This is a genomic window from Amycolatopsis ponsaeliensis, assembly GCF_030182635.1.
In the GTDB taxonomy this organism is placed as follows: Bacteria; Actinomycetota; Actinomycetes; order Mycobacteriales; family Pseudonocardiaceae; genus Amycolatopsis; species Amycolatopsis ponsaeliensis.
The window spans coordinates 50,636-76,874 of record NZ_JAPZLD010000038.1; the positions used below are offsets into that span (position 1 = coordinate 50,636).

Consider the following 26,239-nt stretch of genomic DNA (forward strand, 5'->3'; position numbering starts at 1 on the left):
TCGCCCCGCTGGACCTGCGCGCCCTCGCGGGCAAGAGTCGTGACTTCCGCTGACCCGGCCGCTCGACGCGACGGGTGTAGGGTCTCACGATTTGTGTCGCAATCTCGCCGTCGGTGTCATGCGAATGTCATCGACGACATTCTCGTGAGATTCCGCGTGGCACAAGTTGATGGTGGGCCGTTCGCGTGGTGTCGCCGACGCGCGCGCCACGGTCACGCTCGCAGTAATCGCACAGGTGTAGGTGTTGAGCCCATTAGATTCCGTTCTTGTTGCCGAGGAGGCCGTCATGACCGGCGGATCCGGGGATGCGCTGGTCAGGTTTCGGCTGCCCGGCGACCTTCGTGATGCACAGATGGCCGACCATTTTGGCCGGCACCGGGACCGCTGAACGGGGCTTACCTGAGCCTGCCCGGCCCCGGGACGGCGCTCGGCGCCCGGATCCTGGGCGAGTTCGGTGACGACCCACACCACTACGCCGACGGCAAAGGCCGCCGCAACTACGCCGGCACCTCACCGGATTCACCCGCGCCATCCCGCAGTCGCCGGGTCGTGCTGGCTCGTTACGCCCGCAACCGGCGTCTCGCTGACGCGGTGCATCAGTGGGCGTTCTGCGCGATGCGCGGCACACCGGGCGCCCGCGCCTACTACCAATCCCCGCGGGAGCGCGGCACCGGCCATCAGGCTGCTCTACGCCAGCTCGGCAACCGCCACGTCGGCATCCTGCACGGCTGCCTAAAGACCAGAACGGCCTACGACGAGGCCACCGCCTGGGCCCACCTTCAACCCCAGACTTGACTTTGAAAACATGGGATGTCTGCCGCAGGTGTCGAGGGTCAGTCCGGGTCTGCTGGCATGAGGCCGTTGCGGTAGGCCCAGATGACGGTCTGTACGCGGTCGCGGGCGCCGATCTTGGACATGGCTCGGCTGAGGTGGCTCTTCACGGTGCTTACCTCGACGACCAGGGCGGCGGCGATCTCGGCGTTGGACATGCCCTGGGCCAGCAGTTTGACGATCTCGGCCTCGCGGGCGGTCAGCGCGTCGGCGGTGCCGGCGGCCGGGCGTGGGGCGGACGCGGCGGCGGGGCGGCGGCGGGCGAACTCGCGGATCACGCGACGGGTGACCGACTGGTCGACCAGGCCCTGGCCGGCGGCGACCCGCCGGATGGCGTCGACCAGGTCGTCGGGTTCGGTGTCCTTGAGCAGGAAGCCGCTGGCGCCCGCCTCGAGCGCGCCGAACACGTACTCATCCAGCTCGAAGGTCGTCAGGACCAGAACCGCGGGGGCCGGTTCGATCTCGTGGACGATCTCGCGGGTGGCGTCGAGGCCGTTGCCGTTCGGCATGCGGACGTCCATGCAGACCACGTCGGGGCACAGCAGGCGGGTGAGGCGTACGGCTTCGGGGCCGTTGGACGCCTCGCCGACCACGCGGATGTCGTCGGCGAGTTCGATCAGGGAACGGAAGCCGGCCCGCAGCAACTGCTGGTCGTCGACGAGGAGCACCGTGATCACGGAGGTGGTTCCCCTTCTGCTCGCGGCACGGTGAGTTCGACCTGCCAGCCCCCGTCGGCGGCCGGGCCGGCGGTCAGCGTCGCGCCGATGAGCGTGGCGCGTTCCCGCATGCCGATCAGCCCGAAGCCGCGGCGGTCGCCGTTGGTGGGTGTTGCGACGACCGCGGGTGGGTCGTTGCGTACCAGCAGGGTGGTGCCGTCGCGGCGGTGCCGGATGGTGATCGTAACCGGGGCGCCCGGTGCGTGATCACGGGCGTTGGACAACGCCTCCTGCGCGACCCGGTAGAAGGCCATGTCGGCGGCCGGCGGGACGTCGCGCGGTTCCCCGGTGACGGTCAGCGAGGCGCCCTGGCCGGACGCCAGCTCGGCGATCCCGGCCAGGCCGGCCGCCGGGGCACCGTTGGTGCCGTCCTCCCGCAGGGCGCCGACGATGAAGCGGAGGTTGCTCAGCGCCTTGCGGCCCTCCTCGCGGACGGTGATCGCGCCGGTGCGCGCGGCCGCAGGGTCGCGTTCCACCAGGCGTTCCACCAGGGCGGCCTGCACGATCACCGAGGTCAGATGATGGGCGGCGACGTCGTGCAGTTCGCGGGCCATCCGGGTGCGTTCGGCGGCCAGCGCCGACTCGACCCGGGCGGCCTGGGCCCGGGCGGCCTCGGCGGCCCGGAGCTCGACGAGTTCGGCGTAGCGGCGGCGCATGGCGACGTTCTGGCCGATGAGGGCCGCGCCGCCGTAGGCGGCCAGGGCCACGAGAAGTTGCCCGGCGGCGCGGGCGACCACTGCGGACAGCTGCATCACGGGGGCGGGTCCGAAGGTGGCCGGCACCGCGCTGAACAAGACATAGCCGGCGATCTCGGTGCCGGCCGCCGCGGCGGCCAGGGCGAACGAACGACGTACGGTCAGAAGCGTGCCGCAGGTGTAGACCGCGATGGCGACGGCCGGCCCGCGCACCCCCTGCCCGGTGGGTACGACGGTGGAGAGCACGGTCTGCAGGACGAGCACCAGTGCGATGCACACCAGTGGCCGCACCCGGCGCAGGCACAGCGCGATCGCCTGCGCGGCCAGCAGGGTCAGCACGACGAAGCCGGTGGCGGTCACGGTCGGGTCGGGAAACCACAGCACGGTCGCCGACAGGAGCGCCACCAGCGCCGCGAAAGCACAGTCGCGGCGGAACGGCGAGGTCAGGCCGAGTGCGTCCCACGGCCGTACGGAATCGGTCATGGCCTGTCCGGATTCGGGGGGTCGGTGCGGGTGCGGCCGGGTCGCGGCCGCACCCGAGAATGGTCAGCGGTGCCGGGCGAGCCACTTGCCGATGTCGGCCAGCACGACCGGGTCGGGGTTGGCCTCGGCCGGGTTGTACTGGGGAGTCACGTTCAGGAAGTGACCCATGCCCGGGTAGGTGATGAGCTTGTGGTCGCGGTTGCCGGCCGTGGTGAGCGCGGCGTCGGTGACGATCGCACCGCGCACCCGGGTCTGGATGTCGGTCTGGCCGTTCAGCAGCAGCACCGAGCCGTGGTAGTGGACCAGGTCCTGGGCGGGGGTCGGGAACCGGGCGATGTCAACGAGGTAGTCGGCGAAGCCCTTCGGGGCGTTCGTGAGATTCGGGTACTTGGCGAAACCAGCGGCGGCCTCCACGGCCGGGCGCACCTCGGCGTCGATGGCCAGCTTGCCGTCGCCGTTCGCGTCGAGCCGGCTGTTGACCTTGTCGTCGTGCACGCCGTCGAGCAGCAGCGGGCGCAACTGCTGCGCCGTGTCGGCCGGTTGACCCAGCAGACCCTTGGTGACCTCGTCGGCGGTGAGCAGGCCGTCGCCGTCGAAGTCGAACTCGTCGTGCAACTGTCCCAGACCCGCTCCGACCGCCTGGTAATACACCACCTCGCGGGGCGTACCGCTGACCACGCCCATTTCGACGACGCCGGCCGGACCGGGGATGCCGTAGGTCCGTGGGGCGGCGGCCAGGTTGCTCGCCACCTGGGTCCCTTCGCTGTGGCCGAACAGGAACAGCCGCCCGGTGTCGACCCGCGACGACTTCGCGGCGAATCGTACGGCCGCGGCCGCGTCCCGCACCACCTGCTCATAGGGCTTGGCCGGATAGAGGAAGGCCGGATTATCGCTCAGCTTCGGGCCGACGTCGACGACGCCCCGCTTGTTGAAGCGCAGCACGGCGAAGCCCTGGTGGTTCGCCGTCTGGGCGACCTGCTCGAGCGGGGTCGCGCCGGTGTCGACGGTCTCGTTCAGGTCGTTCTTGCCGCTGCCGTGCAGCAGCACCACGGTGGGTAGCCGGCCCTTGGCGCCGCGCGGATAGGTGAGCTCGCCCTTCGACACCCACCCGCCGTCCATCGGGATCGTGACCTCGTCCCGGACGATCCCGGCCCAGCCGTCCGACGTCGCCGGCACGAGCGATGCCTCGGCCCGCGCGAACGGCACCGAACCAACCGCCACTGCGGCGGCGACCACGGCCACGGCCGCCCCGGCGAGGACCGACAGCGTTCTACGCTGGCGCCTTCGTTGCGAATTCGCGTGCTCGACCATGGTGAACTCCCTCGGGCTGCCGATGGCGCCGGCCGGACGACCGGCGCCGTGGCTTGAACCCTTCCGTCCACCCGTGGTCCGGCACATCCGTCGCAGGCCGGAACTCGGCCTTACGACCTCCGATGGAGATCGGGGCCGCGGATCGTGCGGTCAGTCCTTGCGGGCCACCCCGGCATAGAGGCCGACCGACTTCGGGTCGGGAATCTCGGTGCCCGCGGCCGGCCGCCACTCGCCGGCCGGCACTCGCCGGCCGGCACGATGCCGGGCTCGATCAGCGTGAATCCGTCGAACACCGCCGCCATGTCGGCGCGGGTCGCCGGCCACACGTCGGAGCGCCCCTGATCGAGCATCGTCCGGTAGGTCGCGATCGCCTCCGGCGTCTCGAAGTCCTGGGTCGCGTGGGACGCGAGCAGGTAACTGCCCGGGGGTAGGGCGGCCATCAGCTCGTGGACGAACTCGGCCGCCCGGGTGCGGTCGGTGATGAAGTGCAGCACCGCCAGCAGCACCAGGGCCACCGGCTCACCGAGGTCGAGGGTCTTCCCGCAGGGCGGGCCGGCGCAGGATCGCCTGCGGATCGTTCAGGTCGGCGTTGACGTAGTCGGTGCGGCCCTCGGGCGAACTGGTCAGCAGGGCCCGTGCGTGCACCAGCACCAGCGGGTCGTTGTCGACGTAGAGGATGCGGCTCTCGGGGGCGATCCGCTGGGCCACCTCGTGGGTTGTCGGCGGTCGGCAGGCCGGTGCCGATGTCGAGGAACTGCCGGATACCGGCCTCCTCGGCCAGGTAACCGACGGCCCGCCGGAGCAGGCGCCGATTCTCCACTGCCATGACCCGGATGGTCGGGAAGAACTCGGCGATCTCGTCGCCGGACTCCCGGTCGGCCGCGAAGTTGTGCTTGCCGCCGAGCAAGTAGTTGTAGCGCCGAGCGGGGTGGCCACCGAGGTGTCGAGGGGGTGATCCATGGATGCCATCATTGCTCGTCTGGGACCACGCAGCGATCTCAGACGACATGGCAGACATCGAGGTCAGAAGAACCGATCCGCCCCTGCTGAATGTGCTGCGGTCAGCTGGAAGTGAAGCGCTTCGGTGCCTCACACGTTTTCGTTGCCAGGCCGTTGGTGACGAGCTTTTCCAGGGCGTTGTTCACTGCGCCGCTGGACCGGAGCAGCTCCGTGCCGATCTTGGCGGGTCCGAACTCCTCGCCGGGATGTGTCTGCAGGAATGCAAGCACCATGTCGTACAGCGCGCCTTTGGACAGCCGTTCCCTCTTCGGTGCGTCCGTCGTTGCGGCTTCTGACGTTGCCGGGGCGCAGCCGGTGCCGACCTCGGAGTCGGGCACGGGCGAAGGATCGCCTTCTCGCGCGTCGGTTTCAGCGGTCGGTTCCTCCGTGCGCTGATCTGCCGTGTCGGCCGCCGCTTCTTCGGTCGTGGCAACTTCGGCCGCCTTGTCGTTCTGGTCGTCGTCGCGCAGCGTCCAAGTGACGGGGACCGACTGGTCTTTGCCTGCGGTCCGGGTGACCAATCCCTCGGCGGCCCAGCGGGAGAGAAGTTTCGACGCCGTGGAGCGTCCGACTCCGGCCGCGCTGGCGAGGGCCGCGGTTGTCGCGCCGGGATTGGCTGCCAGTGCGCGTCGTACCTTCGGTTCCGCGGTTTCCGGCTGGGCTTCGGTCGCTGAGGCGTTCTTGGTTTCGGGCATGACAAGCTCCGTTTCGGAAGAAGCGGTGGATGGTCATGCCCCGGCCGGGGCGTTCGCCCGCCGGTGCGCATCCGGTGCTTCGGGCTACACGTCTATGGACGCTCCGTGCACCGCTTCATGTCAAGCGTTCGTCCAAACAAGACGCATGTATCGCCCGGAAGTGCTTTTAGAAAGCTGTTTTCAGTGCTGCGTGGTCGGCCTGGTTGCGCCGACATAGTCGTCACCAGGGTGACGGTACGGCTCCACTTTCACTGCCTGCCCGAAGTCAGGGGCGTCGATCATGTTGCCGCCGCCGATGTACAGCCCGACGTGGTGGACGCGCCCAGTGGTCGCGTAGAAGACGAGGTCGCCGGGCAGGAGCGGCGCGCCTGCGGGCACGCGCGGTCCGGCGGCGTACTGCTCGCGCGACGTCCGCGGCAACGCGATGTCGGCAGCGCCGTAGGCGGCTCGGGTCAGGCCGCTGCAGTCGAAGCCGGTGTCACCGTTCTCGGGGCCGTTGCCGCCCCAGACGTAGGGCAGCCCCCGTTGCCCGCAGGCGTAGTTGATGGCGGTGAGCGCGGCGGACGTCGGCGCGGTGATGGTTCCGCAGTCCCCGCCACCGGTGTGCTCGCAGGTCACTCCCGCGACCGCGGCCACGATGGCTTCGGCGTCCAGCTGGTGCTGGCCGTAGGCGTCGGGTGTCCCGGAGCGCTGGACGGCCTGGGCGGCGTCGTTGAGGCTCATCTGTTGCCACCCGGGGACGGCCTGCAGATGCCGGTAGAACTGCGTCGCTGCGTAGGTGGGGGCCATGATCTGCTGGGGCGTGCCCCAGCCTTGGGACGGGCGTTGCTGGAAGAGGCCGAGGCTGTCCCGGTCGCCGTGGTCGAGGTTGCGCAGCGTGGATTCCTGGATGGCGACGGCGATCGCGATGACCCACCCGGGCTCGGGGACCTGCAGCTGCCTGCCAACCGAGGTGATGATCGCCGCGTTGGCGAGCTGGTCGGCCCCATAGCCAGGCACCCCGGCGGAGTTTGTGCCGCTGGGTGTGCAGGTTGTGCTTCCGGCGCCGGTGAGCGAGGTGACGACGGCTTGCGGCACGGCGCCGAGCAGCACCGGGAGCATCGCGAGCACGGCGGCGACGCCGACCGCGATCTTCGATCCCATGACGCACTCCTCGCGTGGTCAGGCCCCGGGCCGGCGCGCTCGGCTGGGTGTGGCGTCCGGCGGCATCGGAGACGGCGGCGGCAGCCGGTAGGCGACGGCTTGGCCGGACGTCGGGCCCGTCGCGTCGTCGAGGCCGGAGGACGCCGTCGGCGCGAGGGCTGGCCAGGCATGCGTCAGCTCGCTGAGCCGGTGCCGCGGCGAGGTAGCCCGGTTCGATGACCTCGCGTTGAGCGGGAGCCAGACCTCGTCGGCCGGGCTCGGGCACGCCGTGCTCGGATCGAGGAGGTCGGCGGCCGCGGTGGCGACGGGGACGTCGGCGCTCTGGTCGAGGTCGGCGTGGATACGGGCGAGCGCGGTGCGGGCGCCGGCTTCGCGGCGGCTGGTCGGTAGCCAGAAGAGGACCGGGGTGGCGATGCCGGTGGAGTCGGCGAGCCGGGCGTAGGCGAGCAGCTTGCGGGCGAGCTTGGTCAGCGACTCGCTGCCAGTGTCGTACTCGAGGAAGAACTCCAGCTCGCCGCCGATGCCGGCCCAGCGGCTGTAAGCGTCGGGGATGACGAGGTCGCCGAAGTGGCGGGCGCAGCGGGCCTCCGACCACCAGGCCGTGACCCCCTCACCATCTCGGACAGGGTCACGACGTCGGCTGCGTGCGATCAGGGAGGTGAAGAAGTCACCGACGCCGACGGTGTGGGCGAGGCGCTGGTTGTGGGCGACGGCCATCGCGCGGTCGTGCCGGTAGCCGAGGTCCTTGACCTCCAAGCCGTGTTCGGCGGCCAGGACGGTGGCGCCGGCGGGCCCGAGGACGTAGTGCATCGGCGCGGAGCCGAGCTGGCGGAAGGGCTGGAAGCGGCTGACGGCGCGCCAGAGGTACAGCTCGCGCAGACGCTGACTGGTCGAGCGGCTGGATGGGAACGCGGCGTCCAGGATCTGGGCGGAGGTCAGGACGCGGTGCTCGAAGAGCAGGGCCAGCAGCCATTTGTCCCGGGCGGTGAGCCGGGCCGCGAGCGCCGCCTGGTGCTCGACCGAGCTGGCCATGCGGGTCGTCGTCCGGCCTGGAAGTGGCTGCCGGAGCTGGTGCTGGCGTGTGGTCGTGGTGATCAAGGGGCCTCCGAACTGGACGTCAGAGCTGGGCGCGGCGAGGGTCGGTCTTGCGGTCTTTCGGCGGAGCCGTGGCGCCGACGGGTCTCGACGGCGAAGGCCGGGATGTGCGGAGAGCGGCGCGGATGTCTTTGGCGCGGCCGGGAATGGCGGGGCGCATCGGCGAGGTGGTCATGGTAAACGGCTCGGTTTCGGCGCCGTTGACGACCAGGCGGGCGCCGACGTGGTAGACGCCGAGGTGCGCGAGGTCGTGCTCGGACAGCCGCGGCGTCGTGTGGCGGGCGAGTTCGCGGGCGTCTTCGGGGGAGGCGTTGAAGAAGATCTTCGACCGGGCGTTGGTCGAGATGCCTTCCTTGAGCTCGCGGGGGAGCTGGCCGAGGTGCTGGTGCGCGAGCGTCATGGCGACGCGGAAGCCGCGGGCTTCGGCGAGCATGTCCTCGATGGGGTAGGGCAGGTTGAGGAAGTTGTGGCACTCGTCGATGACCAGGGAGGCGTCCGGACGTTCGCGTTGTGGGACGCGGGCGCGGCCGGTGGTGGCCTGCCAGGTGCGGGCGACGATGAGGGACCCGACGAGCCTGGTGGTTTCGTCGCCGAGGGAGCCCTTGGGGATCCGGACCAGGCAGATCCCGCCCTCGTTGAGGACCTGGTGCATGTCGACGGTGGAGCGGCCGCCGGCGATGGCGTCCTTGACGAACGGGCGCAGCAGGAACGCGCGGAGCTTGTTCATCAGCGGGGAGATGACTTGGGAGCGGCTGGAGTCGGTGAGCTCGTCGTACCACTCCCAGAACCCGGCGAGGACCGGGTCGGGCAGGCCGGCGGTGATCCGCGTCCGGAAGGCCTCGCTGGTCAGCAGCTTGGGCAGGTCGGCGAGCGTGGGTACGCCGTCCTGGGCGCGGAGGGTGAGGCAGGCGGCGCGCATGAGGTCGTCGGTGCGTGGGCCCCAGAACGCGGAGTAGACGCGGCGGAACACCGAGACGAGGTTGTCGACCTCGCGGTCGGTCTCGCCACCTTCGAGCGGGTTCAGGCACGGCGGCCGCTGTTTGGAGTCGGCGTCGAAGAGCACGACGCGGTCGGCGGCATCGCGTGGTAGCCGGGACAGGACGTCGGTGACGAGGTCGCCCTTGGGGTCGATGAGGACGATGCCGCGGCCGGCGTCCGCGTCGTCGAGGATCATGTTGCCGAGCAGGGTCGACTTGCCCGACCCGGTGGCGCCGAGCACGTGCAGGTGGTGGCGCGCGTCCGGCACGCGCAGCCCGACGGCGCGGGCGTGCCCGGAGTCGGCGACGCCGAGCGGCTTGACTTCGGGGCCCGGCACGGCGACGCCGGGCGGTGGGGCGACGGCTTTCGCGCCGGCGCGCTCGATGCCGGGGATCTCGGCGTCGACCGGTAGGTGCGCGATCGCCGCCAGCTCGGGAACAGATAGCAGGTCGCCGCGGCCGAGACGTCGGTCGGCGAGCGCTTCGGTGGGATGGTGGAGGCGGGTTCGGGTGTAGTGGTTGTGCTCGGTGAAGGCCGCGAAGCTCGCGGCCAAGGCATGAGCGCGACCACGGGCGGTGTCCCGAGCCCGCTGGACCTCAGCCTCGGGCGCGTCGACGGCCAGGTGGGCGGTGACGGCGTAGCGGATGACGGTCTCGTACTGGGACCCGCGCTGCTTGCCGACGATCGCGCGGTTCTGGGCGGAGTACTCCAGCGACAGCTGCGGGTCCTGGCTGACCCGGCGGGTATCGCGGGTGCGTCCGGACCGTGTTGTCGATGCTCCCGGCGTGAGCAGGTCGAGGACGCGGCCGCCGAGCCGCCCGGACGCGCCGGTGTGCACTCGCCGGGCCGCACGCCGAGCTTGACCGACGCGCTTGCCGGTGACGGGGCGGGCGAGGACCTGGACGCTGGCGTACTCGTCGCGGCCGAGGCCGACCGGTGCGCCGAGCAGCCCGCGGATCGGGTCGGCGTCGAAGCCGGTCCGGATCGGGAGCGCCTCGGAACGCGCGAGTCGCAGCTGGCCGCCGACCGCGACAGACCGTCGGCCGGCGGCGGGCTCGGGCAGCGGCGGACCGGCGGCGACGGTGCGGGTGTGGCAGCCCGGCCAGGCAGCTTCGATGGCGCGCTCGACGAGTCCGGGCGGGATCACGCCGGGCACCCACAGCTGCAGCGTGACGCCGTGTTCGGAGAAGCGGTACTCCCACACGAGGTGGGGCTGGCCGGCGAACCAGCGTCGCCAGCTCGGTCGCAGCAGGCCGACGAGGTTGGACCACAGCAGGGCGCCGCCGGCGGGGTCGACGGTCGGTGGGGCGAGCACGGTGATGCACCGCGCGTCGGCGACCAGCGTGGCGTGGCAGCGGCGTCGCCACCAGCGTCGGCCGATTGCCCGCCCGGCGATGACGGCAACGAACAGCGGCACGCCGACCGGCCCCCAGCGCAGCGCTTCGTCGGCCACGCCAGCGAGAACGTGGTGCAGGGCAGCCCATGGATCGGCCAGGTAGCTGCCGACCCAGCCCTGGTGGAAAGAGAAGTCGTGATCGGGCATCACGAGCGCGCTCCTTCACTGGCCGGTCCCAGGTCCACGACGTCGGGTAGCTCGGTGTCACCCAGATCGCGCGAGATCTCGGCGAGTTCGGCGGGGTCTGTGGTGACCAGGACGTTCTCCGTCGGCGACGCCAAGGCCTGAAAGGCAACCCACTCCGTGCCGGAGCCCAGCAGGCCCTGGCCGCGGTCGGCGGTGAGCAGGAACTGGCGCTGCCCTTCGGACAGGTTGAACGTCGCCGCGATGCCGTCGATCGCCTGCGGGGATTGGCGCAGCAGCACGGTGGTGGCGGCGTTGGCCACGATCGCGCGGCCGAGGTCGCTGCCCAGCACGTCCTCGATGTCCTGGGTCGCGACCGTGAGCCCGGCCCAGTGCTTGCGGAAGGTCTTCGACATCCGGAAGAGGAACTTCGCGCCCTCTGGGGATTGCATCAGCAGCCACGCCTCGTCGACGATGACCAGCCGACGCCGGCGGTCGGCCGGGTTGGAGACCCGCCGCCAGATCGTGTCGAGGGTCAGCAGCGTCCCGATCGCCTTGAGCTCGTCGGGCAGGTCCCGCAGGGAGAACACGACGAGGTGGCCGTCGGGCGCGGTGGTCGTGGGGCCGGAGAAGAGGTCGGCGAACGCGCCGTCGACGAACGGGTGCAACCGGGCGGCGAGGTCCGCGGCGACAACGTCTCCGCTGGCACCGAGGGTGTCGCGCAGGTCCCGCATCAACGGCGCCGGCCGCGTCCACGTTCGCGAGTCGGTGGTGATGCCGACGCCGGCGTAGGTCGCGATGATGGCCGTGTCGAGGACGGCGCGTTCGCCGGCGGTCAGCTCGGTGCCGAGGCACACGGCGAGCACCGTCTGCAGGAACAGCGCGCGCCGGGTCAGCGCGTCGCCCGGTGCGGTCCGCCGGCCGGACGCCGTGACGTGGATGTGCAGGTCAAAGGGGTTGAGCCGGACGCCGCCTGCTCCGAGGTGGACGTAGGCGCCGCCGACCTGCGCGGCGAGCCGGGCGTATTCGTCTTCGGGATCGATGACGAACGCTTGGACGTCGCGGTAGAGGCTGCGGAGCGTCTCGAGTTTGACCAGATAGGACTTTCCCGAGCCGGACCGGCCGAGGACGACGGAGTTGTGGTTGTCGCAGGCGAACCGGTCCCAGTGCACTAGCCCTTGGGAGCCGACGTTGTAGCCGTAGAGCACTCCGCTCGGCGCGGTCGATGTCGGATCCGCCGGCGGCAGGTCCGGGGAGGTGAACGGGAACGCCGCCGACGCGGCCGCGGTGTCGAACGTCCTTTTCAGACCTAGGGAGTCGAGGCCGAGCGGCAGCGTGGTGACCCAGCCCTGCAACGACCGGTATGTCGCCGGTTTGGCGTCCAGCAGCAGTGACGCGCACAGCGACCGCAGTGCGGAGACTTCCTCGGCGAGCGTGTCCTCGTCGGGTGCGTGAAGGGTCAGGTAGAGCCCGAACTTGAACAGCCGGCCTTCGCCGCGGGCGATCCGCCGCGAGAGATCGGCGGCGTCCTCGGCCGCCGCGTCGAGATCCGGATCGTCGAGGTGGTCGTGACGAGCGTGGTGGCGGCGCGAGGACTCGAGACGGGCGCGTTGCTTCTTCAGGCCGCTGGCCGCGGTTGCCGGGTCGACCGGCTGGACGTGGACGGAGACGTCGAGCCGGGCGGGGTAGGTCAGCAGGGGAGCGAGCCAGCCGGGGTAGACCTCTTGCGGGTAGCCGGTGACGCCGAAGGAGGCGACCCATTCGTTGCCGACCTCGAGGTGACGGGCGCCGACCGACAGCGCGTCCGGAGTGAACGCTCCGGCCGACGAACCACTGGGTTGGGTGCGGGACATCGCGGTCACCGTCCTTCGTCGTCGGTGTCGTAGATGCCGGCGGTCGCGGTGACGACGTCGTCGGCCCCGGCGAGTGCGGCCGAGGGCGGCAGGAACGTGTCGGGGTTGCACGCAGCAGCCAGAACGCCGGTCGCGGTCGCGGCGTCGAGGGCGGTGACGGTGATGCCGGCCGGGGTGAGCAGCTCGATGGCTTCGTTGAGCCGCCGCGCGAGCCGCTGTTCGGCGGCGTGGCGCGCCGCGGGATCGACCTCGCGCGCCGGGGCATCACGTCGGAGGTGGGACAGCACCGAGCTCGTGCTCGCGGCGACGGTGGGGCGGGTCGGTTCGCGCAGCACCAGGAGCACCTGGCGGCGCAGCAGGTCGGCGTGCTGGGTGAGCTGGGCGAGGTAGTCCGCGTGGTCCCGTGCGGCGGCTTCCAGCGCCGGGTGCGGCAGTCCGCCGGCCCGGTCGTGGAGGTCGGCGATCTGCGGTGCGAGGTCGAGGCGTTCGGCGCGGACGAGGAACTGCACCGGCGCGGTCAGCGAGTGCAGGTACCGCGCGAACGACGCGACGAGCGCCTCCTGCTCGCCGGGCGTGCGCAGGGAGAAGTTGACCGTCGAGCAGGCGGCGATCACCGCCAGCCCGTCCGAACCCAGATCCACCACGCCCGCGGTGCTCCCGTTCGTGACGCCGCGCGCCGGCAGCTGCAACGGCGTCGGCGCGACGTCCTCCCGCGACCGCCGCCCTTGCGTAGTGGCGGCGGTGAGCCACTCCGGCGCCGGCTGAACGCCCTCGGGCGCCGAGACCTGGTGACCGGGTGTGCGGCGCTGCCGGACCGCGGCCAGCAGGAGCCGGTCCAGAGCCACGCCGTCGCGGCGGCCGAGCGCGATCACCGTGACGGCCAGCCCGACCGGTATCGCAACGAGCAGGAACAACGGCAGCGGCAGGACGCTCCGGGTGGCGCCGTAGAGCGCGTACAGCAGCAGCCCGGTGACGCCGAGGATCGTCAGCTGCCGCGCGGTCAGCGGACCGAGCACTCGATCGGGGCGGTCGACGTCGGCGGGAATGCGCACGGGACGGGACATGACGGCGTACCTCACTTCGACTTGGGGCGACGCCGCCGAGGCGGCAGGTCCAGCGGCAGGGGCAACTGCGTCCCGGCCGGCTCTCGCGTCGGCGCGGCCTCCGGCTCAGGTGCTGGCGGTGGTGCGGGTTTCGGTTGGCGGCGGAGGCCGAGGGGGAGGGGGTACTGCCCGGATGCGAGCGGGCGGTTGCCGCTGAATGCGTCGGGAGCCGGACGTCGGCGCGCGCGGGCGCCGCGGTTGATCTGCCCCGACGGCGTGATCAGACCCGACCCGGTCTGTGGCGCACGGTTGGTCCGGGCGGGGTCGCCGAGGTCGTCGGCGAGGCTGCGCCGCGCGGGCCGCGGCGAATGCGGAGGCAGGTGGATCGGCAGCATCCCGGCGCTCGGGGCGATCAGCGCGTTCGGCAGCTTCGCCGGCGGCCGAGCGTTGCGGTTGATCCGGCCGTCCGAGGTCAGCAGCCCGGGTTGCCGCCGCGGCACGCCGGCCGCCGGGAGAGCGGCGAGGTCGTCGGCGAGGGTGCGTCGTGCTACCCGGTCCGGGTCGCGGCGCACGGTCATCGGCAGCCCGAGCTGATCGGCCGGCAGCGCATTCGGCAGATCCGTCAGCGGCAACGCGCGAGGGTTCGCGCGCATGCCCGTCTCGCCGTCGCGGACGCTCGGGGTGAACAGCGACAGCTGCCCCGGCCCCGGGCCGCGTCCGTCGAGCACGCCTGCGCGCGGAGGTTCGTCCCAGCCGCGTCGCGGAGTCGGGAACGGCTTTGCGACGCGTCGTGTCCGCATCGGCAGCATGAACTGCCCCGACCGCGTCGCGGGCGGATCCGCCGGCGCGCTCGGCCCGCTGGCGCGAGGTCGTCCGCTGCCCTTGCTGGCTGCGCCGGCGCCGGCCAGCAGGCCCATCGTCTTGTACGCGATCACGCCGCGAGCGAGGCGTCCGAGCATCGAGCCGCGGCCGGAACGCAGCGGGGCGAGGAACCAGAACGGGATCTTGATCAGCACGTACATCAGCGCGATGCACAGCAGCAGATTCACCAGCGCCGACACCGACGGCCCGAAGATCGTGAACCCGCCGGGGGCGAAGAAGACCTTCACCGTGACCACCAGCGTCAGCGACTGCCCGACCTGGATCGCCAGTACCCCGCCGACGCCTTTCCACCAGAGGTAGGCGATGCCTTCGATGTGGGGGAGGGCGTGGCACATCAACGCGATCGGGGCGCCGGCGATCAGCAGGATCGTCACGATCACCCGCACGATGAACACCACGAGCAGCACCAGCAGCATCGCCACCAGGCCGAGCCCGAGGACGCCGAGGAACAGGCCGCCGCCGTGCAGCGAGCCCTGAACCGTCGTGATCAAGCTGCGGGTCATCGCCGCCGGATCGGTGCCCTCGCCCAGTACCGCGGCGGAGAGGGCGTTGGCGATCTGGATGCCCTTGGTTGCGAGGAACAGCGACAGCGTTCCCGCGAGAAACCCGACGACGAGGCGGGGTGCGAGTTCTTTGACGGTGTAGCGGGCCTGCAGGGTCTGGTAGCTCATGATGATCAGCCCGGCCAGCAGCACGAGGATGACGTAGGCGGTGAGCAGGATGTGCCACGAGCCGGTCCAGGCGGCGCCGAGCGCGGGCAGCTGATCCGGTTCCGGCGTAGTCAGCAAGGTTTTGCCGAGCAGGTCCAGCAGTGGGTTCAACCCGGCCGCTACGACAGCGGCGAACAACGCGCTCGCGGCGACGATCATGCATCCGGTGAGGCTCGTCAGCCCGCACTCGGCGCTGTCCCCGCCGGCACCGTCGGGCACCGGCGCCGGCGGAACGGTGCTCGGGGTGAGCGTGGAGGGCTGAGGGATGCAGTTCGGCCCCTGACACGGCGTCGTGCTGTCGACCGGTGGAGCGCAGTCGGGTGCCAGGGAGCCGGGGAAGCACGACGCCGGAACCGGCAACTCGGTGATCGGCGGCAACGGAGACATCGGAATCGACGGAGTCGCGCTGGCGCTCGGAAAGTGACATGCAGGTTCTGCCGAGTCGGGTGCGCAACTCGGGTCGGGCGGCAGTGGCAGCGGCGGTTGGGCGTGGTCGATCGCGGCCGCGTGCCGCGGACCGGTCGCGGCCGAGCTGGAAGCGACCCCGCCGACCGCGATCACCAGCAGCACCGCCACGGCGACGAGCCACCGAGTGCGTCGCCCTCGACGGGTTTCGCCGGAGCAGTCCGGTGCGATCATGCGGCGCGACATCGTCTACACCCCGCCGACGATCGTTTTGAGGATCTCGACGACGATCGGCGCGAGCGCCGCCAGGCCGAACCCGACGCCGGACGCTTTGAACGAGCCTTTCGCCTTTTCGATCTCGCCTGGGTCGCCGGACGCCATGAGGTAGCGCAGTCCGCCGATGCTGAGGAAGACCAGCGCGACGCCGGCGAGGATGCCCATGATCCAGGCGCGGATGTTGGACAGGACCTGGTCGACGGACTGCGCGAGCGCGACGTACTGGACGGTTTCGGCGTGCGCTGCGGACCCGCCGAGTAGCAGCGCCGAGGCGATCAGCACGCCGGCCAGCAGGACCCAGCGGCGTGAGCGCCGCAGGGGAGAGGTCGGAGCTTCCGGCACAACGTCGGTGCGCCGACAGCTCGTGACACGAGCCAGCCGCCGGGAGGCCGCGTGGTGTGTGCGGCGGTTCGGCGGCCGCCGACCAGGGGCGTGCAGCGGGTGACGATGGCTGGGGCGGGACGGGATCAGTCGCATGTGGACGCCTCCTGAACGGCGCCCGGTTCCAGTTCGGACCGGGTCGGGTGAGGGCAGGCGGGCAGTCGGGCCCCGCGTTCACCAACTCCGGATTTCGGTGGCCGGGGAGACACCGGACGCCGCGACTTCTCCGCCCCCCGCACGCTGCGCCGCGTCCCGTTGCGCGGCTCACCACGGCGGTCCCGCGTCAACGACGCGCACTCGTCGCCGACGGTCCCGAGGTAGGTGGCGAGCCTGGCCTCGGCGCGGCGACGAGCTTGCTGCGTCGCCTTGTACGCCTGGCCTCGTGCGTTCGCGGCGTCGGTCAGCGACAGCTCGCCGAACCTCGTGTCCCCGATCAGCGCGGCCTCGGCCTCGGTGATAACGCCGGCGTCGACCGCGGCGAGCAGAACGAAGTCGGGATGCCCACCGACGTGCTCCTCGGTGGTTCCGCGCACGCCGAGATCGGCGACCGGCGCGGCGGCGTCGAGGGCCTGGCGCAGCGCGCGGTGTCCCGCCCGGAACCCGGCCCACCGCAGCCGCACCAGGATGGCCAGCCGGGTGAGGTCGACGTCGGTCAGCGCTTCGAGGAAGCCAGTCAGGACCGCGGCGTGGATGTCGTGGACGTCGCCGCGGAACCGGTTCGTCAGCTTGGCCGCGACCGGGATCATCACAGGCAGGGCGAGCCCGACGCAGGCGACGGTCCACGTGCTGCCCTCGGCGCGTGAGCGCGTTACGAGTTCCGTCCACACTGCGTCCCGGGTCTCTTGTGGACAGCTCTTGGCGCGAAGCAGCGCGCCGACCTCGTCCAGCGGCACCAGCCGCGGCGGGAGGCCGCGAACGTCGCGGCCGTCGAGGCTGACGGGGTGGGGTCCGGTGACGAGCCACGCGAAGGCATTGCGGGCGACGTCGAAGACGCCGGGCTCGGCGTAGGGGTTCTTCAGGTTCATGGCGGCACTCCTGGACGGCGGAATGTGACGTCGCCAGGAAGTCAGCCGGACCGCCTCAAAACCGCCTCAAGCCCAGGTCAGAAGCGCCTCGCAACCGTTTCAACAGCGTTTCAGCCCAGCTCACGGCGCCCGAAATTAGGTGAGTGGCGGCGCTGCGGCGATCCGGCAAATCGCCTTGGGATGACGGTGTCTCTTGCCGACCTCGTTTCCGGAGTTAGCCGGCGACAGTGCACACGCCGCCGGGTCCGTCTCGGCGGTACTCGCCACCGGAGGTCCGCTCGTGACTCACCGCCCGCCGCCCGCGGCCGACCGACCGTCCAACCGAGACGACTCGACCCGTCCACCTCGGACTCGCCGCGCCAACGGCCTCCCGTACCCGGGCGCACCCGTCTCCGACGCCCTGAGCGGCCCACCCCGCCGAACGACGGCGCGCAAGCCGCCTCGCGCGGACAAGAAGGACGTCATCCCGCCGACGGTGTGGACGACCGGACCGGAACCGATCGACCCGATGGAAACCTGGCCCGTGCCGATCATCGAAACGATCACCACTAGCTTCTCCGCCGCCGGCGCCCGGGTTCTGCTCGCCCCGTGGCCGAACGACGCCGAGCACGAGAGCGGCGCCGCCGAGCTGGTGGCCGCGCAGGACGCCGTGCTCGCGGCGGGGCGGGAGGTCGATGTCGTCCCCCTTGGCCGCGCCACGGAGACGTCGTCGCTGTCGAGGGTGTTCGGGGCCGGGTTCGTCGCCGACCCCCGCGACTCCGCGCAGCCGAGCGAGACCACTGACCACCCCGACGACCAGTCGCCGGCGGTCGGCGTTCCTAAGGCCGAGTTGATCATCACGACCTTGCCCGCGAACCGCGGAGCCGACGGCTCGGTCGAGGCGGTCGCGCTCGCCGCGGCCCAGGCGCTCACCTTCGGCGGCATCCTCGCGGTTTACACGCATAGCGACTGGTCAACGGGACGGCTGATCGACCCGTCGGGCCAGATGATCGCCGCCGCGCAGAACGCGGACCTGCTCTACCTCCAGCACGTCGTCACCCTGCTCACCCCGATCCGAAACGGGCAGCTCCAGGTTCCGCGATCACCGGCACCCGACGACGGCGGCGCCCACGCGCGAACTTCCGGCGCATCGGCGTCGCACGTCCGCGTGCACGGTGACGTGCTCGTTTTCGCTCAGGCACACGCCGACGTCGCACAGCGAGAAGACCTCCGATGACCGACCACGCGAAAGGTAGGTATCGCGCCATGGCCACCACTCCGCCGAGCACTCCGAACACGTCGGGCGACGAGCCGACCGTGCCGCTGTCCCGCGCATTTATCGACGCCCTCGACACCGCCCCGCCCGCCGGTATGCCGGTCGCCGAGGACGAGCTGCCGGTGTCGGTGTGGGCGACCGCGCAGACGTCACCGGCCGCACAGCGCAAGGGTCGGTACGTGCCGGAGTCGACCGCGCACCCGGCGAAGATGCTGCCCGCCGTCGCCGCGCACGCCATCGAGCACTACACGAGGCCGGGCGACGTCGTGCTGGACCCGATGTGCGGGATCGGTACGACGCTGGTCGAGGCGATCGACCTCGGCCGCCGCGCGGTGGGTGTCGAGTACGAGCCGCACTGGGTCGACATCGCCCGCGCGAACCTGCGGTTCGCGCGCAAGCTCGGCCAAGACCACGACGGCAAGGTCGTGCGCGGCGACGCCCGTCAGCTCGAGAGGCTGCTGCCGCCGGAGTACGTCGGGCAGGTCGCACTGGTCGTGACATCGCCGCCGTACGGGCCGTCGGTGCACGGGCTGGTGCGAATGGGCAAGGAGACCGAGAACGGAAAGGTCAGCAAGCGCCACTACCGCTACGGCAGCGCACTCGACCGCGGCAACCTCGCCAACATCGGCCACCACCGCTTGCTGGCCGGCTTCACCCGCATCCTCACCGCATGTGCCCGCGTCCTGCGGCCGGGCGGCCACGTGATGATCACGGTTCGACCGTGGCGCGAGCACGCCGAGCTAATCGACCTCCCGTCCCAGGTCATCGCCTGCGGCGTTGCGGCGGGCCTGGTCCCGGTCGAGCGGTGCGTCGCGCTGCTTGCCCGGTGCGCGGACACCGAGTTGGTCGTGCGCGGCAGCTTCTTCCAGCGCGACTTCATCCGGAAACAGCGTGAGGCGGGTCTGCCGCTGCATCTCATCGCGCACGAGGACGTCATTGTTCTTAGCAGACTGTCTGCGACCTAGTTTCACCAGCAGGCTCGATCGACGCAGCTGGGGATCGAAGGTTCGCATCGCGCTGCGTCTGACAGGTCGCGTAGGGTTTACGTGCGATGAAGAGGGGGCACGATGGCCGAGGTCGAAGATCAGCTCGCTTACCAGGTGGTCGAGAACGTGGAGGTCCTGACTGGCGAGCTGACCCTCAGTTCCGTGTTTGCTATCAAGCGCTCGCTTCAGTTCTCCCCCAACGATCGCGAGAATTGCAAGGCTGGCACACCCGGGGCCGTGCGGATGATACGACTGCGTGACATCTGGCCTGATGGCTCGATTAGGGATCCTGATACGGATCTTGAGTACTGGCGGTCCGACGTGCCCGATGCCCATCTGCTCCGGCCAGGTGATGTCCTGTTGTCGGAGATCGTGACTGGTGGCCGGCCCAAGGCCGCCGTCGTGCAGGATAAGGATCTGCCGGCGGTCGCAGTCGGCAGCGTTCTGATCCTGCGGCCGTTGCGCATGCTTGACTCGGAGCATTTGCGCCTGGTGCTGGCTTTCCTCCGGTCTACGGCGGTAGGCAAGCACGCGACGGGTGACTTCGGACGAGCTCGACTCGCCAGGAAGTCTTTGGAGACTATGGTGCTTCCGAAGGCTGATGACGGTCTGGCTGCGGCGCTGGTCGAGTTAGAGACAGCGGGTCGCCAGATCGGTGCGTGGAGTCTCGAAGCCGGGCGAGTTGCAGGTTCAGTTTTCGATGACGGACCGGGAACGGACGGGGCGCGCAAGGCAATCATCGCTGCGGGACAGCTGACGCGGCTACGGGCCGAGGCTGCTGCCCAGCTGGACGACTTCGGTTACGTCGTGCGTACCCGTTTTCCGTATCCGATCGCATTACGCTGGCGAGAGGTAGAAGCCAGGGTTAGCACCGAGGACTATCGAGACGCCTACGAGGCTGTCCTCGTCACCGCGGAGATCTTGCTCTGTTATTGCGCGTTGGTGACGGCGGCTCTGGCGCATGGCGCGAAGATCAAGTTGACTGCCGTGTCGACTCTGGGCGAGCGACTGGCCACCAAACCTGGTGGGCCGACTTTGGGGGACTGGAACGCGATTCTGCAGGAAGCGGGTAGCGCGAAGAAACGTCGCGGGCTGGCACCCGACCACCCGTTGCACGAACTGGGTGGTTTTCTGCTCGACGATCAAGCGACCGCAGCCCGTAAGAGCCTTTCGGAGCGTAGAAACGCGGAGGCGCATCTGCGCGCGGTGGATCCGGTCGATTTGCCGCGCGCAGTCAGCGAGGCGTTGCGGGAGCTGACGGTGTTGCTCGAGCGGGCCCGGTTTCTCGCCGACTGGTCTCTGGTCGATATCACGTCGGTGGTGTGGGACTCGCTTCAAGGTGAGGCGACGTTGACTATGCGCCGTTTGGTAGGTGACCACCCAGTAGTGCCAACCTCGACCATGTCTTACGCCAACAGCGCTGTGGATACTGGCAGTCTCTATCTGATTGATCGCGACCACCGCTTGTACCTGCTTCGCCCGTTCCTGGTCGGTGCTGTGTGCGCAAAATGTCGGACATGGTCGACCTTTCACGTCGACAAGGTGGAAGGTCAGCTCGCGCGGAAGAGCCTCGAACACGGGCACACTGCGCCTGACGAGGAAACGGATGCGCTACGTCAGGTCGGACTAGTGAGTTAGTCGGAGGCATCGGCTCTTGGCGATCGGCTGGCTGAGGTGCCGGATTGCCTTCGGCGCAGGACTAGCGTCGTGAGCGAGGCATCGCCGAGGTCGCAGTTCACAAGATCGAGTGCGGCGTGATGACGAGCTGCGGCGCTCTTCCGGTGGCCTCAGATCTGTTGCCCTTAGGTACGCGGCTATGAGGAGACGTCACGGTCTTCGACTGCCTGTGCCAGCTCAGTCTGGGTTCCTGATCAAGGGAGGCCCATGACTGAGCTTGGCGTTCGCCCGGCTGGCTGAATCTAGCGGGAGCATGTCGAGGCAGCGCAGCCAGGCTGGCGTTGTCGATGTCGCCGGCTCCGGCGCTGGTCAGGACCACTGATCAGGAGGAACGAGCTGAGATTCCAGCGTCGGAAGCACGGAATCCAGCGATGCGTCGGGCCACGCCTCCGGTGCTGGGCCGAATGCACGTCGGGCGGCCCGGACGGCCAGGGCGGCGTTGGCGCCACCGCCGATTGCTGCGCCGATACCGAACGGGACCACCCGGCCGAGCGCGATGATCCCTTGCTTGGTGCCGTACTTGGTGACGAAGTTCTTGCCCAGGACTTTGTTGACCTTGAGCAGGGTGCCTGCGGGCACCGTGCCGACGAGCTGACTGGCCCAGTGCTTTACCGGTGCGCTCGGCGACCTTGCCGATGGTCGTGGAGCCGGACTCGCCGAGCAGGATCCCCATGACCAGCGTGCGACGGCGTTCGATCTCGTCCAGCTGGCCGCCGTGGACCTCGGCGAGCGAGAGCACAAACAGGGTGCTCAGATCGAGCGAGGAGAAGAACTCGCCCGCCGACAGCGCCAGCGCGACCCGGTGCCGACAGCGGGCGCGGGCGCGGCCACGAGACGCTCGACAAGATCGCAACGAACGCCATTGGGCTTCGCCTCGGTGACGCCGAGCTTGCCCGCGATGCTTACGCCGACCTGCGCGAACAGGTCATTCGTTCCCCAGAGCGGTGGCGCAACATCGATGTGTCGGTGTCGCTTAGCCCTTGGAACGGCGGCCCGGCGCAGGGCAAGGACTCGATGTTCATTGCCACGATCCACTGGGAGTACGAGGTCCGGCCGACCAACTCGACGCTTCGCTTCGTGAGCACCAATGACCAGGTGGAGTACCGGGAGTTGCTTCGTGATCCGACGGTCGACGGCCAGTGGATGTTCGAGAAAGTCGGGGTTCTTGACGCGAGCTCGCAGGACACGTTCGAAGTTGTCCAGTTCGCCGTCGATGGGGCCAAACGTCCGATACGGCGGACGGTACGCAAGGGGGTGCACAGGTGTACACCGTCGCACTTGGCAAGACTGCGACGACAGGCAACGAAGTGACGATCTCGTACACCTACCGGATCCTCGTGCAGCGTCACGGGCATCTGCTTTATCTCGACCTACCCCGGCCGACGAAGGGGCTACACGTCCAGCTCAACTACGGGCAGGCGGGTATCCGCTACGTCAACGTGCTCGACTACTTCGCCAGCCCGGGCGCCTCACGTGTCGAGCTGTCGTCTGAGGCGGCGCCGACCAGGACGATAGATATCGGCTTCGACGGGTGGGTCTTCCCGCGGGCTGGTATGGCGTCCATGTGGGTACTCCAGGATGAACTAATCTCAACGGCGCCTGAGTCCCGGAACTTCAATTAGCGTTAGATGAGGGCGCTTTGACTTATGTGCCGTGGAATATTCAGCCACCAAGACGCGGCAGATCGTGCCGGAGCGGGAACGTCAGGGTTGCCGCGGACTCGCAGCAGCATTCTGTGATTCCGGGCAATCCCAAGCGCATATACGATCCGCTGCAGGATGGTTGAACGTATGTCTGATTTATCCCTTAACCACTGCGCTATGTGAAACGCAAGTGCGCGCTCCCAATAGGTGTCTTCGCTTTTGTGATCTAGGTGCCCAATTACCCGGGCGGCCATTGCGTGAGTTGAAGCAGGCAAACCTGGAGAGACTAAGAGTCGTTCGACGAAGCGGCGCCCTGGTGCGCCACCAAGGAAACGAAGTGCGTAGATCATGGCCTCCGCTTGATCTTGGTCTCCTTTCAGTCTGCTGCTAATCAACTCTTCGATCAAGACGTCTGCCAGTTGGGCGCCGTACGGCGTCACGGCAACTAATTTCGCTGAGTACATTCTTACGTCTGCGATAGGACTGAAAAGTATTTCATCGATAAGTATCGGCAACTGTTTATCGATAAATCTACCGATGCCGGTCGGCATCCTGGCGATCGTGGAATTGGTGACGCGATCGACTACGGCCTTCGAGAGATCGCTGTCGGCCAGTCGTCCCTGTGTGAGTACCTGAGAGAGCGCCAGGTCGTCGACTGTAAGTCGCGGAAACTTCTGCACAAACGAACGCTGATGAGTCGGAGACATTCGAAGAAGCTCGCCTATGAGAAGCCGTGTGTCATCTTCATATATGTTCGCTTGCAGAAGTTCGGCCAGAAGGTCCATTACGACGGTGAGTTGGGGTTCGCTGAAATGTCTGTACCGAACCTTTCGGACGCATGCTAGTAGCGCCCCGTAAAGCGCCTGACTATTGGTTGGGTTTGTCAGTTGACGTATCACCTGCGTGCTAGCATCTGGATGACGTGTACCCTCAAGTGCGCCGACGGTCTCTCCGAAGATCTGACCAGACCTATCCCGCCCTAGGCTGCTTGTGGCATCAACCGCGGCAGCCTGAGAAGCCGGATGTGCTAAAAGGCGGTTAAAGGAGGCAAACCGTGTCAACCATACCCGGTCCGAGATGATCGTTTCGGATACGAGTCTCTGAGTTAACGAACTCCAGTCCAGTGATTGAGTAGCCTCACGAGGGAGCGCGACCGTGAGTGCGATGGTGAGTTCTTCCCACTCCGAGGCAGTCATAAGTTGATCAGAATGAACCTGCTCGATCAGCTGGTTAACCCGTAGGAGACTGGCTCCTCCTTGGTTCGGGCGCACCTGAAGTGCATTGGCGCCGTCTCCGATAGGGGAGACGTACCAGTACATCGCGTCGATCATCGAGGTCAGAATGGTAGGTACTAGCCCAAGGATCTCTTCGTAGCGCTGTACTGCTGCCCGCGGAACGCGAATACGATTCGTTTCCCAGCGTGAGACCTTGCCCTGGTCGGCTGGTTCGGGCCAGCATCCGCCTCTGAACGCTGCGGCGAACGTACTAAGTCGATGCCAACGTTCGTCCTCCGAGTACAAGCGGTTGACGCGAAGAAGCCACGCTGCCCTGTGCCGTTGGACTGCCATGGCGCCCGAGGCGACCGGCTCCAGCTCTGAGCCGTACGGCCGGCCGCGACGCGCTCCTCCCGTATCACGCGACGTCATGTCACAAATTGTAGCGAAGTGGACGCCGGTCGGAGCACTGCAATAAATCGGCTCAGAGGCAGGACTGCGCTCTATCCTCGATCGAGACGCTAGCCACCGACTACCTGCCTTCCAAACGTGTCAACGACTAACGCTTGACAAGGATGTGTCGCCGTGACCAGTCCGTTCGCCAACATTGATGTGATGGCCAGCAACCTGCCGGAGGGGAGTCAGAGCGGGCAGCTACGATCTGTGATCATCGCGGAAACAGACTTCAAGGTTGACGAGCGGATCGGCGATCTGCTCGAGAAGATCGACTCTGTCGGATGCGCAGAGCGTGAGGCGTGCCGTCTCGCGCCGGCGTGGGCTGCGGCCCTTCCTGAGGGTGTCCAGCGAGCTGTCCTCATGCTCGCTCGTCTTCACCTGGCCGACGCTCTGGTGATTCGTCGGGTTCCGCTCGGCCGCATCGCCAAAGCTCGCACGCCGGTAGTGCACGGCGAAGCGAGGCGACTCGGCGGCTTCGAAGCAATGTGTCTAGCGATTGCGTATCTTTACGGGACGCCTGTCGGGTATGCAACTCAGCAAAAAGGAAGGATGATCAACGACATCGTCCCGCTTCGGCAGCAGTCTCACGTTCCCAACCACAGCGGCGGGTTTACGGAGAAATTCAAGTTCCACAGCGAAGACGCTTTTATGGCCTCCCCGCCCAACTTTATCCAGCTCGGATGCGTGCGTAACCCGACCAAGACTCCTCTGACTGTCTCCAGTATTTTACCTGGTGATATCGCCCCTGAACCGTATGCCGCCTTGCGGAGCAGTCGGTACCGCATCGGGGTAAATCCAGGGCAAGGGGGTACGCAGTTGGAGCCCTATCTCGGTGCCATCTTAGGCGGCGACAATGCACGGCCGAGTCTCCGCTTCAACGACGCTGAGACTACTTGTCTTGAGCCTGGCGATACGTCTCTGAACTCATTCGAGGAGACACTCGAACGAAACGCGACCGATGTCAACCTAGAGCCGGGCGATGTCATCATTGTTAACAATAGGAGGTTGGTGCATGCTCGGCGACCGTATGCCGCGAAATGTGATGGAACCGATCGATGGTTGCTCCGACTTGTTGCCTATCGTAGTATAGATACGGTGCAAGAACTGATTCCGGACGTCGAGTTCCCGATCCTGCACCCAAAGGTCATGAAATGATTGAAACCAGAACTACTATCGCTTGTGACAACGAGCAGCTATCTGTGGTTCGTACCTCGAGCGGCAAGCGGGATGCCCCGTGCGTTGTTTTGTTGCATGGCGCTGGTCAAGCGAACAAGGAGAGAACTCTTCCGCTGGCCAGAGATCTGGCTGGCGCGGGAGTCGACACAATCAGTTTCGACTTCTCTGGTCACGGCTACAGTACTGGCGCTTTGGAGAAGTTGAGCCTCGAGCGGCGGCTCAGGCAGGCGCGTGGAGTAATCGAGAACCTCACTAGCGACGACGTTAGACTGTTTTTGATCGGGTTCAGCATGAGCGGTCAGACTGTTGCAGACCTGATTCAGGCGTACGGTAGTCGTGTCGAGCGCATCGTGCTCTGTAGTCCGGCGGTCTACAGCAGGTCGGCTTGGCCGCTGGCCTTTGGTGACGGATTTACTGATGCGATCCGTATCTCCGACGGATGGCGTGATAGCAGCGCGCTTGAGAACCTCTCAGAGTTCGAAGGCCGAGCTGTTCTCGCCGTCCCAGGAGAGGACGTCGTGATCCCTACAGCTATTACTCACGAGATTGAGCAGTCACTGCATCGAAGCGCCGATTTGATCTGTCTGACGTTCGGCCAGGCAAGCCATCAGCTAGGGGCTTGGTTTGCTGAACGGCCCGAAGCTCGCAAGATGCTCATCAAGGCGCTCCTGACGGACTGACTTGGACTCGGCGGGCCGCCGGCTAGTGCAACCCCTGAGGTCCACTGGGGGGAATGTTACGGACAAAAACGTGACAGTACTGCGCCTGTTGTTACGTTTGCGTCACGTCAAG

The 26,239-nt window shown here is 68.2% G+C and carries 21 protein-coding genes and 2 pseudogenes; 7 read left to right on the forward strand and 16 right to left on the reverse strand.

The features are described from left to right. Positions 1–396: 396 nt before the first annotated feature. Positions 397–795: pseudogene (locus tag QQ657_RS40745) on the forward strand (transposase); the annotation flags it as partial. A gap of 38 nt (positions 796–833) precedes the next feature. On the opposite strand, the gene QQ657_RS40750 reads toward QQ657_RS40745, so the two are convergent. The 14 genes and pseudogenes from QQ657_RS40750 to QQ657_RS40815 form a co-directional block, all read right to left on the reverse strand. Beyond that, positions 834–1,508 carry a response regulator gene (locus QQ657_RS40750; protein ID WP_284747706.1) on the reverse strand — a complete coding sequence of 225 codons (675 nt, stop codon included), beginning with the start codon at positions 1,506–1,508 and terminating at the stop codon, positions 834–836. Next, positions 1,505–2,725, reverse strand: a complete 1,221-nt coding sequence (locus QQ657_RS40755) for a sensor histidine kinase (protein WP_284747707.1) — start codon at positions 2,723–2,725, stop codon at positions 1,505–1,507. The genes QQ657_RS40750 and QQ657_RS40755 overlap by 4 nt, the downstream gene beginning before the upstream one ends. Before the next feature lie 63 nt (positions 2,726–2,788). Next, positions 2,789–4,036, reverse strand: coding sequence for an alpha/beta hydrolase (locus QQ657_RS40760; protein ID WP_284747708.1), 1,248 nt, complete (start codon positions 4,034–4,036; stop codon positions 2,789–2,791). A 110-nt stretch (positions 4,037–4,146) separates the two neighbouring features. Further along, positions 4,147–4,551: an SAM-dependent methyltransferase gene (locus QQ657_RS40765; protein WP_284747709.1), complete on the reverse strand. Its 405-nt coding sequence runs from the start codon at positions 4,549–4,551 to the stop codon at positions 4,147–4,149. A gap of 4 nt (positions 4,552–4,555) precedes the next feature. Further along, positions 4,556–5,054: pseudogene (locus QQ657_RS56820) on the reverse strand (SAM-dependent methyltransferase). 43 nt (positions 5,055–5,097) lie between these two features. Further along, complete coding sequence (locus QQ657_RS40775; protein WP_284747711.1) at positions 5,098–5,730, reverse strand: MarR family transcriptional regulator; 633 nt, start codon at positions 5,728–5,730, stop codon at positions 5,098–5,100. A 180-nt stretch (positions 5,731–5,910) separates the two neighbouring features. Further along, positions 5,911–6,873: a C40 family peptidase gene (locus tag QQ657_RS40780; RefSeq protein ID WP_284747712.1), complete on the reverse strand. Its 963-nt coding sequence runs from the start codon at positions 6,871–6,873 to the stop codon at positions 5,911–5,913. Positions 6,874–6,891: 18 nt separating this feature from the next. Next, positions 6,892–7,971 carry a replication-relaxation family protein gene (locus tag QQ657_RS40785; RefSeq protein ID WP_284747713.1) on the reverse strand — a complete coding sequence of 360 codons (1,080 nt, stop codon included), beginning with the start codon at positions 7,969–7,971 and terminating at the stop codon, positions 6,892–6,894. 19 nt (positions 7,972–7,990) lie between these two features. After that, positions 7,991–10,489 carry a DUF8128 domain-containing protein gene (locus QQ657_RS40790; RefSeq protein WP_284747714.1) on the reverse strand — a complete coding sequence of 833 codons (2,499 nt, stop codon included), beginning with the start codon at positions 10,487–10,489 and terminating at the stop codon, positions 7,991–7,993. After that, positions 10,489–12,318, reverse strand: coding sequence for a VirB4 family type IV secretion system protein (locus tag QQ657_RS40795; RefSeq protein WP_284747715.1), 1,830 nt, complete (start codon positions 12,316–12,318; stop codon positions 10,489–10,491). Before QQ657_RS40795 ends, QQ657_RS40790 begins: the two co-directional genes overlap by 1 nt. Positions 12,319–12,323: 5 nt before the next feature. Further along, positions 12,324–13,382, reverse strand: coding sequence for a PrgI family protein (locus tag QQ657_RS40800; protein ID WP_284747716.1), 1,059 nt, complete (start codon positions 13,380–13,382; stop codon positions 12,324–12,326). Positions 13,383–13,393: 11 nt separating this feature from the next. Further along, positions 13,394–15,172 (reverse strand): TrbL/VirB6 family protein, encoded by a 1,779-nt coding sequence (locus tag QQ657_RS40805; RefSeq protein ID WP_350310745.1) that lies wholly within the window; start codon positions 15,170–15,172, stop codon positions 13,394–13,396. Positions 15,173–15,607: 435 nt separating this feature from the next. After that, the gene (locus tag QQ657_RS40810) at positions 15,608–15,952 is read right to left on the reverse strand and encodes a pilin (RefSeq protein ID WP_491047361.1); all 345 of its coding nucleotides are present in this window, start codon (positions 15,950–15,952) and stop codon (positions 15,608–15,610) included. Positions 15,953–16,101: 149 nt separating this feature from the next. Next, on the reverse strand, positions 16,102–17,040 hold the full coding sequence (locus QQ657_RS40815; RefSeq protein ID WP_284747719.1) for a sigma-70 family RNA polymerase sigma factor: 939 nt from the start codon (positions 17,038–17,040) through the stop codon (positions 16,102–16,104). A 523-nt stretch (positions 17,041–17,563) separates the two neighbouring features. On the opposite strand from QQ657_RS40815, the gene QQ657_RS40820 reads away from it, so the two are divergent. From QQ657_RS40820 to QQ657_RS40830, 3 genes are all read left to right on the forward strand, one after another. Then, complete coding sequence (locus QQ657_RS40820) at positions 17,564–18,256, forward strand: hypothetical protein (RefSeq protein ID WP_284747720.1); 693 nt, start codon at positions 17,564–17,566, stop codon at positions 18,254–18,256. Positions 18,257–18,285: 29 nt separating this feature from the next. Beyond that, positions 18,286–19,260, forward strand: coding sequence for a TRM11 family SAM-dependent methyltransferase (locus QQ657_RS40825; RefSeq protein WP_284747721.1), 975 nt, complete (start codon positions 18,286–18,288; stop codon positions 19,258–19,260). Between the two features lie 102 nt (positions 19,261–19,362). Further along, on the forward strand, positions 19,363–20,919 hold the full coding sequence (locus QQ657_RS40830) for a restriction endonuclease subunit S domain-containing protein (protein ID WP_284747722.1): 1,557 nt from the start codon (positions 19,363–19,365) through the stop codon (positions 20,917–20,919). Between the two features lie 348 nt (positions 20,920–21,267). On the opposite strand, the gene QQ657_RS40835 is transcribed toward QQ657_RS40830, so the two are convergent. Next, a complete protein-coding gene (locus QQ657_RS40835) occupies positions 21,268–21,537 on the reverse strand; it encodes a hypothetical protein (protein ID WP_284747723.1) in 270 nt (89 codons plus the stop codon). A 683-nt stretch (positions 21,538–22,220) separates the two neighbouring features. Between QQ657_RS40835 and QQ657_RS40840 the strand changes: the two genes are divergently transcribed. After that, complete coding sequence (locus QQ657_RS40840; RefSeq protein ID WP_284747724.1) at positions 22,221–22,580, forward strand: hypothetical protein; 360 nt, start codon at positions 22,221–22,223, stop codon at positions 22,578–22,580. A 2-nt stretch (positions 22,581–22,582) separates the two neighbouring features. Here QQ657_RS40840 and QQ657_RS40845 read toward each other — a convergent pair whose 3' ends face one another. Then, positions 22,583–23,932 (reverse strand): hypothetical protein, encoded by a 1,350-nt coding sequence (locus tag QQ657_RS40845; protein ID WP_284747725.1) that lies wholly within the window; start codon positions 23,930–23,932, stop codon positions 22,583–22,585. A 468-nt stretch (positions 23,933–24,400) separates the two neighbouring features. On the opposite strand from QQ657_RS40845, the gene QQ657_RS40850 reads away from it, so the two are divergent. Together QQ657_RS40850 and QQ657_RS40855 are read left to right on the forward strand one after the other, a co-directional pair. Further along, positions 24,401–25,426 carry a TauD/TfdA family dioxygenase gene (locus QQ657_RS40850; RefSeq protein ID WP_284747726.1) on the forward strand — a complete coding sequence of 342 codons (1,026 nt, stop codon included), beginning with the start codon at positions 24,401–24,403 and terminating at the stop codon, positions 25,424–25,426. After that, the gene (locus tag QQ657_RS40855) at positions 25,423–26,127 is read left to right on the forward strand and encodes an alpha/beta hydrolase (RefSeq protein WP_284747727.1); all 705 of its coding nucleotides are present in this window, start codon (positions 25,423–25,425) and stop codon (positions 26,125–26,127) included. The genes QQ657_RS40850 and QQ657_RS40855 overlap by 4 nt, the downstream gene beginning before the upstream one ends. The last annotated feature ends 112 nt before the right edge of the window (positions 26,128–26,239 follow it).

Excerpts from the sequence above, each read along its gene's own strand:
- QQ657_RS40845 (WP_284747725.1), bottom strand. The coding sequence starts at position 23,932 with ATGATCGACGCGATGTACTGGTACGTCTCCCCTATCGGAGACGGCGCC.
- QQ657_RS40830 (WP_284747722.1), top strand. The coding sequence starts at position 19,363 with ATGGCCGAGGTCGAAGATCAGCTCGCTTACCAGGTGGTCGAGAACGTG.
- QQ657_RS40790 (WP_284747714.1), bottom strand. The coding sequence starts at position 10,489 with ATGCCCGATCACGACTTCTCTTTCCACCAGGGCTGGGTCGGCAGCTAC.
- QQ657_RS40795 (WP_284747715.1), bottom strand. The coding sequence starts at position 12,318 with ATGTCCCGCACCCAACCCAGTGGTTCGTCGGCCGGAGCGTTCACTCCG.
- QQ657_RS40780 (WP_284747712.1), bottom strand. The coding sequence starts at position 6,873 with ATGGGATCGAAGATCGCGGTCGGCGTCGCCGCCGTGCTCGCGATGCTC.
- QQ657_RS40825 (WP_284747721.1), top strand. The coding sequence starts at position 18,286 with ATGGCCACCACTCCGCCGAGCACTCCGAACACGTCGGGCGACGAGCCG.
- QQ657_RS40775 (WP_284747711.1), bottom strand. The coding sequence starts at position 5,730 with ATGCCCGAAACCAAGAACGCCTCAGCGACCGAAGCCCAGCCGGAAACC.
- QQ657_RS40855 (WP_284747727.1), top strand. The coding sequence starts at position 25,423 with ATGATTGAAACCAGAACTACTATCGCTTGTGACAACGAGCAGCTATCT.
- QQ657_RS40760 (WP_284747708.1), bottom strand. The coding sequence starts at position 4,036 with ATGGTCGAGCACGCGAATTCGCAACGAAGGCGCCAGCGTAGAACGCTG.
- QQ657_RS40755 (WP_284747707.1), bottom strand. The coding sequence starts at position 2,725 with ATGACCGATTCCGTACGGCCGTGGGACGCACTCGGCCTGACCTCGCCG.
- QQ657_RS40800 (WP_284747716.1), bottom strand. The coding sequence starts at position 13,382 with ATGTCCCGTCCCGTGCGCATTCCCGCCGACGTCGACCGCCCCGATCGA.
- QQ657_RS40815 (WP_284747719.1), bottom strand. The coding sequence starts at position 17,040 with ATGAACCTGAAGAACCCCTACGCCGAGCCCGGCGTCTTCGACGTCGCC.